Annotated in this window: 9 protein-coding genes; 4 read left to right on the forward strand and 5 right to left on the reverse strand. The window is 34.8% G+C overall.

Annotated features, from left to right (window positions below; translation table 11 throughout):
• The first annotated feature begins 6 nt into the window (after window positions 1-6).
• Entirely contained in the window at window positions 7-2,379 is a 2,373-nt protein-coding gene (locus tag ACIGAM_RS03695; protein ID WP_396510122.1) for a GAF domain-containing protein, read from the forward strand.
• Here the strand turns inward: ACIGAM_RS03695 and ACIGAM_RS03700 are convergent.
• On the reverse strand, window positions 2,371-3,576 hold the full coding sequence (locus ACIGAM_RS03700) for a Pycsar system effector family protein (protein ID WP_396510123.1): 1,206 nt from the start codon (window positions 3,574-3,576) through the stop codon (window positions 2,371-2,373). The genes ACIGAM_RS03695 and ACIGAM_RS03700 overlap by 9 nt on opposite strands.
• A gap of 59 nt (window positions 3,577-3,635) precedes the next feature.
• Here ACIGAM_RS03700 and ACIGAM_RS03705 point away from each other — a divergent pair, with 59 nt between their 5' ends.
• Both ACIGAM_RS03705 and ACIGAM_RS03710 read left to right on the forward strand, forming a co-directional pair.
• Window positions 3,636-7,346, forward strand: coding sequence for a metallophosphoesterase (locus ACIGAM_RS03705; RefSeq protein ID WP_396510124.1), 3,711 nt, complete (start codon window positions 3,636-3,638; stop codon window positions 7,344-7,346).
• A gap of 33 nt (window positions 7,347-7,379) precedes the next feature.
• On the forward strand, window positions 7,380-8,942 hold the full coding sequence (locus ACIGAM_RS03710; protein ID WP_396510125.1) for a bifunctional GNAT family N-acetyltransferase/carbon-nitrogen hydrolase family protein: 1,563 nt from the start codon (window positions 7,380-7,382) through the stop codon (window positions 8,940-8,942).
• A gap of 52 nt (window positions 8,943-8,994) precedes the next feature.
• Here the strand turns inward: ACIGAM_RS03710 and ACIGAM_RS03715 are convergent, their stop codons facing one another.
• The 4 genes from ACIGAM_RS03715 to ACIGAM_RS03730 form a co-directional block, all read right to left on the reverse strand.
• Complete coding sequence (locus ACIGAM_RS03715; RefSeq protein WP_396510126.1) at window positions 8,995-10,137, reverse strand: pentapeptide repeat-containing protein; 1,143 nt, start codon at window positions 10,135-10,137, stop codon at window positions 8,995-8,997.
• Between the two features lie 93 nt (window positions 10,138-10,230).
• The gene (locus ACIGAM_RS03720; RefSeq protein WP_396510127.1) at window positions 10,231-11,100 is read right to left on the reverse strand and encodes a hypothetical protein; all 870 of its coding nucleotides are present in this window, start codon (window positions 11,098-11,100) and stop codon (window positions 10,231-10,233) included.
• Entirely contained in the window at window positions 11,100-12,047 is a 948-nt protein-coding gene (locus ACIGAM_RS03725) for a mechanosensitive ion channel family protein (protein WP_396510128.1), read from the reverse strand. The genes ACIGAM_RS03720 and ACIGAM_RS03725 overlap by 1 nt, the downstream gene beginning before the upstream one ends.
• 27 nt (window positions 12,048-12,074) lie before the next feature.
• A complete protein-coding gene (locus tag ACIGAM_RS03730) occupies window positions 12,075-12,566 on the reverse strand; it encodes a Dps family protein (RefSeq protein ID WP_396510129.1) in 492 nt (163 codons plus the stop codon).
• 213 nt (window positions 12,567-12,779) lie between these two features.
• On the opposite strand from ACIGAM_RS03730, the gene ACIGAM_RS03735 reads away from it, so the two are divergent.
• Window positions 12,780-13,781 carry an SDR family oxidoreductase gene (locus tag ACIGAM_RS03735; RefSeq protein WP_396510130.1) on the forward strand — a complete coding sequence of 334 codons (1,002 nt, stop codon included), beginning with the start codon at window positions 12,780-12,782 and terminating at the stop codon, window positions 13,779-13,781.
• The last annotated feature ends 2 nt before the right edge of the window (window positions 13,782-13,783 follow it).

The raw sequence follows: 13,783 nt of genomic DNA on the forward strand, positions 1-13,783 counted from the left end.
TTGAACATGAATGATCTAAAGAATTTTCCATTTACAGTTGAGTTAAGTTTCTCTAAGGTTTTAGAGATGCTAAAAAAACGTATGGAACAATCTAAGAGCACAATTAATAAAAACTACTTACAGTCAATTATAGATTACGCTGGTGGCTATCCAGAGCTTATTGAGGGTATTGATGATTTTGATAATCTCGATAAATATAAAGAGGCGACTACGATATTACTCGATAATTTATTTCCGGCAGTTCTTACAAGGAATGAGATAAAGTCTGCTTCAATACCATTTCACAATGTTTTATTTAACCCTACAAAGCGTTTCTCTTCTATATTGAAAAATGCAGGACCAGATTTTAAATTTGAGTTACGCAATTTAGATGAAGAGTCTTTATACATAATGGGTTGTGTGATTATTTTAAATACTTATTATGATTACGACATAGATTTTATCAAACCTATGTATTATGATATTCCTGAAAAAAATGGAATATGGAGAAGTTACCGGGCTACTATGAATGCAGATTTCATTTATCTGGAGCCTACTGAAAATGCAGTTGAAATAACTCAAGAAATAGCTGAAGAATTAATTGACAGTGTTGATGATTTTGAGATGTGGGAAAAATATTTTCCACCGAAGAGTTGGAAGATGAAAGGGATTGCAATTATGAGTCTTACAGATGTAACTATAGATGATTCTATATCTGATTTAAAAAGCACTTTGCTGTCTGACAAATCTTTCAAAGAAGGGAGTGTAAAGCATTTTACTGAGATTTTTCAGTCCATCTTTAATATACCTAATCTTCGTGTAGGTTTTACAGAATTTAATTCTGAAAATGACAGTTTCGTCAAGATGGATGATAATCTTGCAGAGAGCTTTATTTTAAATGACGAGATCAATAGCAAGTGTAATAATTGTATGTGTCAAAATTCTTACAACGCCCTAGTGCGCGATAAAAGATATTTTGTAATACCAGATACAGAAAAATATGCAGAAAAAAGTGATCATAGTTTACTTGCCGAAAATCTATTAAGCCAAAATATACAAAGCTGTATTCTGGCTCCTATAGCAAAAGGAAATAAACTTCTAGGTATACTAGAGTTAGCATCAGGAGAGCGTAATAAATTACATAGTTTAAACGCAACTAAGCTTGATGAGGTGATGCCTTTTTTAGTATCAACTTTAGAACGGAAGCGTTTTGATTTAGAAAATAGAATTAAAGCTGTAATTCAAAGTGAGTGTACTAGTATACATCCTAGTGTATTATGGGTTTTTGAAGAAGAAGCTAAGCGATTTATAGCTAATCAAGATAATGGTAAATTTGCTTCTTTTAAAGATATTTCTTTTGAAGATGTATACCCATTATACGGTCAGATTGATATTGTAGGTTCTTCAGATGAGCGAAACAAATCAATTCAAAAAGATATTCTGATTCAGCTTAATATGGTAGATTCTATATTAAATCTTGCTTTAGAAGTTGCACCTATGCCTATATATGAGCAGGTTAAATTTAGAATAGAAGAGTTTACGCTTAATATAGAAAAAACATTAAATGCTAGTGCAGAGAATGAGGTGTTTTCATTACTTCAGTCAGAAGTAAATCCACTCTTAAACCACTTAACTACAAATATTCCTGAATTAAAAGAAGCTATCAATAACTATAAAGAAGCCATTAATACAGAAACTGGTTTGATTTACAGAAACCGTAAAAATTATGATGATACGGTACAGTTGATTAACCAGAATATGGCAACTTTTCTAGATCGCAGACAACAGGAAGCACAGCTTATTTTTCCGCATTATTTTGAGCGGTATAAGACAGATGGGGTAGATCATAACATTTACATAGGTGCCTCTATGACACCTAATAATAAATTCAACAAAGTATATCTATATAATTTAAGACTTTGGCAACTGTGCACGATGTGTGAGATGGAAAATAATTTTTATCACAAACAAGAGGGTGCAGAATTACAATTAGATGCAGCCTCTCTCATACTTGTATTTAGTACCACATTGTCTATTAGATATAGAATGGATGAAAAGAAATTTGATGTTGACGGAACGTACAATGCGCGTTATGAAATTATCAAAAAGCGTATTGATAAAGCTTTAGTTAAGGGAACTGATGAGCGCGTAACTCAAAAAGGACAAATTGCTATAATCTATTCTCAGGATTCTGATGCCGAAGAATATACACGATATATAAAATATCTACAGCGTAAACAATATTTAGGCCCGCAAATAGAATATGTTGAGTTAGAAGATGTTCAGGGAGTAGTAGGCCTCAAAGCAATACGTGTTGAGGTTTTATATACGTCAAAGCTCCCTCGTAAGGGAGCTGAAGAGACAATTACTTATGAAGATTTAATGGAAATTCTAGATTAACCAGAACGCCATTATAAAGCTGATTACAGATACAATTATACCTACCATAAAGACAGTGTAGGTTTTTCTCAAAAGCATGTATTTCTTATTGAGAACAACTCCTAAGAGGTATAAATCTTTAGTAAGGGCTTCATAGATGTAGTCTTTATCATAGATAATTTCATTTATCGCCCATTGATATTGATCATATTTCATTTTATGAAAATTACCAAAGAATAAAATATTTACCTGTTTTTTCTTTACCTGCTCACGTGTAAACTCACCGGTAGTCACGTTAGGGCGGGTAGAAAGTATAGACATTATTATTGAAGCTACACTAAAAACAACAAGAATTAAAGTAGGTATTAATAAGTGACGGTTACTAGGTGCATCTAGTTTGGGAATCATATTTGACAACGCAAGCGAAATTATTATCGCATTTACCGAAAGTAGTATGTTTGCCTTCGTATCTGCAATATCACTTAGTTTAATATGATTACGTAAGGTTGTTCTATAAAGCGTTTGTACACCTCTATCTGGGCTTTCATCTTTATATTTAGCTTTTAGCTTCGCCTTAATTTCTTCTTTTTTGTATTTTTTTCTTTTCTTTTTTACTTTTTTAAGAAGATCAATTAAATTTTCATCTTTTTGACTTTTCCAGTTTCGTGCGGCATAATCTGTATAAAATCGATGTTTGTTTGTAAACATCTGTATATTTTCTTCACGCCACTCATCTGGAGAAAATTTCTGAGTATTAGTAAGTATTAATTCTTGCCTTAAAAATTCGCTGGTTTGGGTGTAATAGTCCTTTGCAAAATGCGAAGCATCGGCATCTTTTAGAATACGCTCGAGGTCATTTTTAGGCTCAACACCCATTTTTGTAGAAGCAATTAATTCTACAACCATTTTTTGCACTTCGCTGTCAATATTTTCTGAAGTCATGTAATTTTTAGCAATCTCAATGCTAGCATCCTCATGATTTTCTCTGTTCTCAACATAGCCCGTGTCATGCATCCATGCGGCTAGTAATAGCGCCTCTTTCTGTTTAACATTAATTTGAGAATTTTCGACGATTTCTTTAGTACTTTTAACAACTCTTGCTGTATGGTTATAATTGTGATACAAGTAACTATTAGGAAGCTTCTCCTTAAAAAGTTCTAAAACAAATTGATCTGCATTTGAAATAGATTTCGAAACATTTTCTTCAGATTCAGGCATATATTTATGGATATTAAAGTGAAGGAAAAGTACAAAAAAGAATTTCCAATAAAATTTTCATGACAAAAAATAACATAGTTCTAACACTTCTTGCATCCCTTGTTTTATCAGCGTGTGCGACTTATACGACAAGATATAAAGCAGATGTTAAGCAGGGTGTTTTTCCTTCTTCTAAAGAAGTTGAAAATACGTTCTATTTAATAGGTGACGCCGGTGATGCAGAATTAGGAGAAAGTACGGTGGGTCTGGAATTATTTAGAGATTATTTAAAAACTGAAAACACTAAAGGTACTTTTGCCATCTTTTTAGGTGATAATATTTATCCTGTAGGAATGCCTCCTAAGTCTGATGCGGGCAGAGCTCTTGCGCAACATAGGTTAGACGCGCAGATAGAGTCATTAACCGAATATGAAGGTAAAGCCATTTTTATTCCCGGAAATCATGACTGGTACAATGACGGTTTAAATGGTCTAAATAGGGAAGAAGATTACCTAAAGGAAATCACCAATAATGATGACATCTTCTTGCCTAAGAATGGGTGCCCATTAATGAGCTACGATATAAATGATCAGGTTCATATGATCATCATAGACACGCAATGGTATCTTGAAGATTGGGATAAAAACCCTAAAATAAATACGAAGTGTGATAACATCAAAGACCGTGAGAAATTTTTTATTGAGCTAGAAGGTGAGATTAAGAAAAACCAACAAAAAACAACTATTATTGTAATGCATCACCCCATGTATACTAATGGTGTACACGGCGGGAAGTTTGCTTTAGATAAGCATTTATATCCTTCACAACAAAAAATACCGCTTCCTATATTAGCCTCTCTGGTAACTCAAATACGTACACAGGGCGGTGTTTCTAAGCAAGATCGTTTTAATGAGAAATACAATGAGTTGATGAAAAGATTACGTGTATTGAGCCAGAGTAATCCTAAACTCATTTATGCTTCAGGTCACGAGCACGGTCTTCAATATATAGAACATGAGGAAGTACGCCAGATAGTATCAGGATCTGGCTCTAAGTCTTCTTACGCATATCTAGGTAATGATGGTCTCTTCAGTTCAGATTATGAAGGTTTTTCCGTTTTTACGGTGTTTAAAGATGGCTCATCGTGGGTTCGATTTTTTGGCCCCAATGCTGATACCGGAAAGTTGGAGCTTATATTTCAAAAGGAAGTTTTTCCGCCTAAAAAAGTAAGCGATTACTCGGGTTTAACAACTCAATTTCCTAAAACCATACAAGCTTCAGTTTATAATATACAAGAAACAGATAAATCTGATGTTTTTGATAAAATTTGGGGAGAACATTACCGTGATGTTTACGGTAAAAAAGTAACTGCACCGGTAGCACTTCTAGATACTTTATATGGGGGGCTAGAAGTTGTGAGACCAGGAGGTGGTCACCAGACAATTTCTTTGAGACTTAAAGATAAAAGTGGTAAAGAGTATAATATGCGTGCTTTGCGTAAGAGTGCCGTTCAATTTTTGCAAAAAGTTATTTTAAAACAAAATGCAGATGTTGAAGAAGATTTAGCAAATACATTACCAGAATCATTAATTCAGGATTTTTATACAGCTGCACATCCTTATGGTGCCTTTGCCATACCCGGCTTGAGCAGTGCGGTTAATGTATTAAATACAAATCCTAAACTTTATTATGTGCCTAAGCAACCCGCTTTGAAGGAATATAATGAAAGTTATGGAGACCAGCTTTATATGATTGTTGAGCGCCCTACAGAAGAATTTGATGGTGCAGTTTTTAATTATCCAGATGATATTGAGAGTACAGATGATATTTTAAATAAACTACGCAGTGACGAAGATAATATTATCGATGAGCAGGCTTACGTACGTGCACGTATGTTTGATATGCTTATAGGTGACTGGGATCGTCATAATGACCAGTGGCGCTGGGCAGAATTTAAAGATAAAAACGGCAAAGACGTCTACGTACCTATTCCTCGTGATCGCGATCAGGTTTTTACAAATTTTGATGGTGCTATTTTAGATATTGCGCGTACATTATTTGGGGCAGCGCGCCAGTTTCAAGTATATGACGAAAACCTTAATGATATAAAATGGTTTAATAACGCGGGTGTTAAATTAGACAGAGCTTTAGCACAACAAACAGACCGTGAAGAATGGGTAGCAGAAGCGACGTATATTAAAGAGCATATTACAGATGCTGTCATTGAAGATGCTTTTAATAATCTACCTGTAGAAGTACGTTCTGGTAAATCTATAGACGAGATTAAAAAAAGCTTGAAGGGGCGTCGAGATAATCTTATTGAAATAGCAAATACATTTTATGATTTTCTAGCAGAATTGCAAATGGTGACCGGTACAGATAAGGATGACTATTTTGAAATTACACGAGAGAATGACCAGACAACCGTAAAGGTTTGGAGAATCATAGAGGGTGAAAAAGAGGAATTAATTAAGAATCGTACCTATTTAACATCAGAAACAAAGCAATTGTGGATTTATGGCCTTGATGATGATGATATTTTTGAAGTCGTAGGATCTGGCAGAGATCCTATTTTTATGCGGATTATAGGCGGTCAAAATAATGATGTTTATAAGATTAAAAATGGTAAACATTTAAAAGTTTATGACCACGAGAGCTTACCTAATACTATTGAAGAAAAAGGTGGCGCAAATTTTAGATTAACAGACGTTTACGATTACAATACCTATAATTATAAAAAGCAAATTTTACGTACAAACATCATCACACCGGCTTTTGGCTACAATCCTGACAATGGGATTAGCCTTGGCTTGTCTGATGTATATACAGTACAGGGATTTAATCAGAATCCTTTTTCACAACAGCACCGTTTTAAAGCAGGTTACTTTTTTGCAACCAGTGGATTTGATTTGAGCTACGAAGGGGAATTTGCAGGAATATTAAATAATTGGAATTTAATTTTAGGTGGTCGTTATACCACTCCTAACTTTGCTTTAAATTTCTTCGGTTATGGCAATGGATCTGTTAACCAGGATGATGATAGAGGTTTAGATTACAATAGAGTGCGTTTGAGCCAGGTTGAAGCTTCTGTGGGATTACTTAAGAATTCAGATTATGGTAGTACCTTTTCGGTGCGTACATTATTTCAAGGAGTTGAGATTGCAGATAATGAGTTGAGATTTGTAGATACTGTTGAAGGTGTCATTAAAGACGAGCGTAAAATATTTGCGACTTTAGATGCGAGTTATGAGTACCATAGTAAAGACAATGCTCTGGCTCCGTCCCGTGGTATGGATTTTATATTGAATGGTGGTTTTACAAATAGCTTAACAGAAACAGGTAGACGTTTTGCATATTTAAACCCTAGCCTTGGCTTCTATAACGCTATAAGCGCAAATAGAAAGTTGGTTTTAAAATCTACAGTAAGAAGTCAACTTAGATTTGGAGATAATACAGAGTTTTATCAGGCGGCTGTTTTAGGTCAAAATACAGGACTGCGTGGGTATCGTTTTCAACGATTTAATGGAGAGCGTTCTTTTTCTGCATCGGGTGACTTAAGATATGCTTTTGATACCTTTAAAACTGGCTTTTTACCCTTACAATTAGGGGTGTTTGCGGGATATGATGTAGGTAGGGTGTGGTCAGATACCGGTATTAACTCTCAAATGTGGCACGACTCATATGGGGTAGGTTTTTGGGTTAACAGCGCAGATGCATTAAGTGGTACATTTAACCTTTTTAGATCTGAAGAAGGCTACCGGGTAGCATTTGGGTTTGGATTTAATTTTTAATTGAAAATTTCGCCGAAAGGCTTAAAACTAAATATGGAAAACATAGATATAGATAACGTAGATAAACCAGATCGCGTAGATACGATTAACCTTGAGTTTTTAAAGCTGAAAGATTTTGAAGAATTGAAGGATATAATGATTGCGGTTTACCCCAATATTCCTGACCCGTACTGGAAGAAAAAAGAACTCCAAAAGCTAATTTCTATTTTTCCGGAAGGGCAGGTTGTAGTTAAGGTAAATGGTGAAATTGCCGGTTGTGCTTTGTCAATTGTTGTTGATTATGATAAGTTTAAAGACTCACATACTTACGCGCAGATAACAGGTAATGAATCCTTTAGTACCCATACACCAAAAGGAAATGTACTTTATGGTATAGATATTTTTATTGCACATCAATATCGAGGTATGCGTATAGGCCGCAGGCTCTATGATTATCGCAAAGAATTATGTGAAAATCTAAACCTAGAACGTATCGTTTTTGGAGGTAGATTGCCTAATTATCATCAATATGCAAAAGATCTTACCCCTAAACAATACATAGAAAAAGTACGTACCCGAGAAATTAATGATCCGGTATTAGACTTTCAATTGAGTAATGATTTTCACGTAAAACGAATAATTACTAATTACCTGGAAGGGGATAGGCAGTCTAAAGATTATGCAGCTTTGCTTGAATGGGATAACATTTATTATCAAAAACCCATAAAAAAACCGAATGCTATTAAAACAGTAGTGCGGTTGGGGCTGGTACAATGGCAAATGCGTACCTATAAAAACTTTGAAGAGCTCATTGAGCAGGCAGAGTATTTTATTGATACCATTTCAGGATACCGCTCAGATTTTGCATTGTTCCCAGAGTTTTTTAATGCGCCACTTATGGCGGCATATAACCACCTTTCTGAACCAGATGCTATACGCGAGTTGGCAAAGTACACAGAACGCATAAGAGATCGTTTCTCTGAACTTTCTGTAAGCTATAATATTAATATTATAACGGGTAGTATGCCCTATATAGAAGACGGTACGCTGTACAATGTAGGTTTCTTATGCAAGCGCGATGGTACTGTTGAAAAATTTTACAAGCTGCATGTAACACCAGACGAAGCTAAAGTATGGGGTATGACCGGTGGTGATGTTTTAAAAACTTTTAATACAGATTGTGGTAAAATAGGAATTCTAATTTGTTATGATGTTGAATTCCCGGAGTTAAGTAGAATTCTTGCAGATGAGGGGATGGATATTCTTTTCGTTCCTTTTCTTACAGATACTCAAAATGGATACAGCCGGGTACGTCATTGCGCACAGGCACGAGCGATTGAGAACGAATGCTATGTTGCGATTGCAGGTAGCGTAGGTAATATACCTAAAGTACATAATATGGATATGCAGTTCGCACAAAGTATGGTACTTACTCCTTGTGATTTTCAGTTTCCTACTAATGGGGTAAAAGCAGAAGCTACACCTAATGCAGAAATGATTCTTGTTGCAGATGTAGATCTAGATTTACTAAAAGAATTAAATCAATTTGGAAGCGTGCATAACCTTAATGACCGTCGTAAAGATTTGTTTCAACTGAAGCTTTTAAGAAAGAAATAATAACAATTTCTAAGAATTAGAAAAGAGTGTATTCTACAGAATACGCTCTTTTTTAGTTTCCTTTAGGAAGTAACTGATAATGATCATCATCAATTTCTTCAACAATGTAGGTGTCGAAGAGCCACAAACTCTGGTCTTCATTCAATTGCATTTTTGCATCTCTTTCAAACGTTTTGTTTACTCGCGCATTTGTAAAATCTGCATCTTTTACTATAGTTTTAGAAAGACTTACATTACGCAAATCTGTTGTCGACAAATCTGCTTTTTGAAAATTGGCGTGATCCAGAATAGCATTATGTAAAACTGAATTGCTCAAATTGGCATTTTTGAAACTTACGTAACTCAAATCTGTATCTGACATAGCGGTTTTGTGCAGCGTTGCTTTTTCAAAATCTGTACCGTTAAAACTTGAGTTTCTCAAATCTGCAAACGATAGGTCTATTTCAATTAAATCTGCCTTTTTAAGCGCGATGTTGCGCAATTCAGAATAGGTAAAATCGAGTCGCTCAAGTAGAATTCCATTAGCTCGTGATCTGGCACTGTTTCTTAAATTTATTCCTGTTTCAAGAAGTGAGATTAACAAGTAGCCACGTTCTGGACTTACAATGTTTTTAGTTAAACTGTCATTTTCGAGATAGCGATACGGTTTCAATATTTTACTCAAAGCAATTAATCTTCCGGCCGTGGCATCATTCAACTTATTCTGTGGGTCACGAGCAACTTCATCATTAATTTCTTTCAGCATATTATCCATTAACAAAAGAGTTTGCCCGCGGCGGTCTGCTTCTTGTAAATAGGTTTGTTGATCGAGACGGTTATTTTGCTGGCTAAACATTTCGCTTTGTCCTGTAATAAGCGTGTTTTGTTTGGCAAGATAATAGGTTTGGAAAATAAGAAGAATAGAAGGTAAGACGGCAGTTATTACCAGTAGAAAACCCACCCGGGTAAGACGTATAATAATACTTGTTAGTAAGTCTGAAAGAGTCTCTCTTGAAACGCGTTGCTGTTCTGCCATTTCCTCGAGAAAGCGTTCTATACTTTGTTTAAGCTGTGAACCCAATACATAACCAGAAGATCTTTTTAGAAAATTCCAACCCAGACTGCGGCGTTTTTGCTTACGCTGATTCTGTTCTTCGAGTATAGTTTTAAGTTTTTCGTTTTCGGCCTGTAAAGATTTTATTTGCTCAGAAGTCATAGTATAGCATGCTTTTATGCTAAAATACTATAAAACGAAATTGTAAGAAGATTGTTGTAACTGCTAATCTCAACTTAAATTGAAATTAGAAATCTAATATAAATTAAATTCATATAGATTTCCCCCTGTTTGAGCTCTTATCTCATCAACCACATACAGCGTAGAATCATTCTTAAAAGTTACACCTTCTTTTCTTGAAGTATTTCCGAAGGGAATAGATTCTACATAGCCGGAGAAAAAATCATCATTTTTAAATCCTGAAAATTTAATCACTTTACTTGACGTTAAAAGAATAAGGGTTTTTCCGTTGGGAGACAATGATGCTCCCGTTATTGAGCAGGTTTCTAAATCATCACAAACGGTGTATTTTGCTATAAGTTGAGCCTCATAAGCGCCTTCTCGTGCCGGTAACTTATATAATTTAGTAACTCCATCAAAATTCCGACTTCGATTACGGGTGAACATATAGAGATAAGCATCTTTATAAATAAGCGCTTCAATATCAAAATTAAGGTCTCTTAAATTAGGTGGGTATTTTTTCTGATCAGAAAGTGTAAAAACAATTTTAGAAGCACTAAGTGTATCAGAATTTTTTATTGAATTTTTAAAGTTGTTTAGAATGTAAATGAATTGATCTTTACGGTCATTTTCATTATTGCCTGTATCTGAGATATAGAGGTTACCGGCATAATCTGTAGCTAAATCTTCCCAATCTTCATTAGGAGCATTTTTAATTACGATTTCACGTTTAATTTCACCGGTTTTAGTAATACCGTAAATGCTATTGGGATTTCCGTGATCTGCGATAGCATATATAAGTGAATCTTTGCTAAATGTAGCAATACCCGAAACCTCAGCAAGATCTCGGGTAAGACTACCTATTTTAGTTAACTCGCCATAATTTTGGCAACTAGTAAAGCTTACCAATAATAAAGTTACGAGTATATACTTGATATTAATCATTAGCTTTCCTGGCTAAAATCTGAACCATTAGCGTTTGAAATGTTTATAGTTTCAGACCTAAATTTATTTTTACCAAAATCTAATGTACGTATTGGGAATGGTATATTTATATCATTAGCATCAAACGCTTTTTTAATAGCTATAATAGCTCTATCCTGTGCTACCAGCATGTCTCTACGCTTAGTAACCGGAAACCAAAAACGCGCAACAAAGTTTATAGAACTGTCTCCAAACTCTTCATAGAAAAATTCGATTTCCTCGCCGGGAGATTGCTCAAATTCTGCTGCTAATGTCTTTAAGGTTAATTTTTTTACTTGCTCTAGATCAGACTCATAACCCACACCACAATTTATAAAAACACGTGATCGTGCAGTCTGACTCCAGTTTTTAAAAGGAGAATCAACGATGTTAGAGTTAGGTATAATAACATAATTATTGTCAGACTGCTTTAATGTGACATTACGTAAGGTAATCTCATCTACGAATCCTGAATAATCGTTAGATTCTACCCAATCACCCAGTTGTAGTCTGGGCATAAAGCTAAGTATAACACCACTAAATGTATTGTTAAGCGTTCCTTGTAACGCCAGACCTATGGCTAGACCTACAACACCGGCACCAGCCAGTACAGAAGTAAGTACCTTGTCAAGATCCATTATACCTAAGGCTACAAAAAACCCTACAAGAACAGTGACAGCAAACGAAGTTTTGCCCGCCATAACACGGATAGAATCTTGTTTAACGGTTCGCATTAAGATTCTGCGCACAAATTTTGAAACATATTTAGCAAAAATCCAAAAGGCGATAAAAACCAAAACGGCTATTACAAAATTGGGAAGTCTTAAAATAAAGCTCTCACCCCATCCCTGTAATTTATCTACTAGTTTGTGAAAATCAAATCCGGCAAATACCCAATCTTTGTCAGCTGCTTCTTGTAAAATATACATATAGTGTTTTTAGTGTTGTTTAATAATTTACGACTTTTTATGGTTCGAAGTTTTATTCATTTTCCAAGTATCTAACATCCAGCTTGTTTTTTCAAGTTCTCTTATGTACGCTCCTAATAGATCTATTGTACCTTCATCGCCGCCAGCATCTGCAGTTTCTACAGTCTTACGCATCTGTACAAGCAAGGTGCCGTGGTCTTCAAGTAAAATTTCAATCATTTCACTATCCTTTACTTCGCTAGGAGACTCTTTAATTTCAGACATTTTAATATAATCGCTCAAATTGCTTATTGGCTGAAATCTCAATGTTAAAATGCGCTCAGCAACCTCATCAATTTTGATTAGTGTATCGTTATACATTTCTTCAAATTTAATATGAAGATCAAAGAAGTTTTCACCAATTATATTCCAATGAAAATTTCTTAATTTCTGATAATACAGGTGATAATCAGCAAGTAATATGTTTAATTCATTAACAGTTTTTTTCGTTTTAGCTGTATCTAGATTGAGATAATTCATAGTATTTATGTATTTTTTGTTTCATTCAAATTTACCATTGTTAACCCCTATAAAATAGCAGTATTTGTCGTTTAATATAATTTTAACGACGTCAGGATAAATATGTTAAATCTTCCCAAGTGATTGGTAATTATATCTTTATGTTAATAAATGTTAAGTTTGAATTTAGGCTAGACAAAGTCTATATTCGTAGATGACAAAATCATCCCCCTTATGATCTATTCAGACTTTTTTAATTTTAAAGATAAGTTGATCCTTGTAACTGGCGGAGCCGGGTTTATTGGCTCTCATATAATAGAAACTCTTTTAAAATTAGATGCCCGTGTACGATGCCTTGATAATTTCTCTACAGGTAAGCATAAAAATATAGAAGCTTTTATAGATAATCCATTATTTGAATTGATCGAAGGGGATATAAGAGATTATGAAATTTGCCTCAAAGCAGCTACAGGTTGTGATTTTGTAAGCCACCAGGCTGCGTTGGGTTCTGTTCCCCGCAGTATCGAAAATCCTATTCTTACTCATGCAGTGAATAGTACAGGCTTTTTAAATATTATTGATGCTTCTCGAAAAGCTAAAGTAAAAAACTTTGTTTACGCAGCTAGCTCATCAACCTATGGCAGTTCAAAGGCATTACCTAAAATAGAAAGCGAATTTGGTGAGCCTCTTTCTCCATACGCATTAACAAAACTCGGAAACGAGAAGTACGCGGCTGTTTATAAGAGGACCTATGATTTTAATAGTATAGGGCTTCGATATTTTAATGTATTTGGGCCAAGACAGGATATAAACGGCTCATACGCAGCGGTAATACCAAAATTTCTTCAGGCTTTAATTAATCATCAGCCTCCGGTAATAAATGGAGACGGTTCTTTTTCCCGTGATTATACGTATATAGATAATGTCGTTCAGGCAAATTTGCTAGCTTTGACCGCAACAAGTGATTGTGTTTTAAATGAAATTTTTAATGTGGCTTGTGCAGCACAAACTTCGCTTGTAGAACTTGTAAATTTATTAAAACATAGACTACTCATTCACGACACTAAAGTGCAAAATTTACAACCTGTATTTGGGCCAGAACGTGCGGGAGATGTACCTCATTCACTTGCTTCTATTACAAAAGCCCGCAATTTTTTAGGTTACAACCCAGAGTTTAATTTGGCGGAAGGTTTAAATGTAACGGTTGACTGGTATATTAAAAATTTGAAATCATAAAT

This window comes from Leeuwenhoekiella sp. NPDC079379 (genome assembly GCF_044542075.1).
Taxonomy (GTDB): domain Bacteria; phylum Bacteroidota; class Bacteroidia; order Flavobacteriales; family Flavobacteriaceae; genus Leeuwenhoekiella.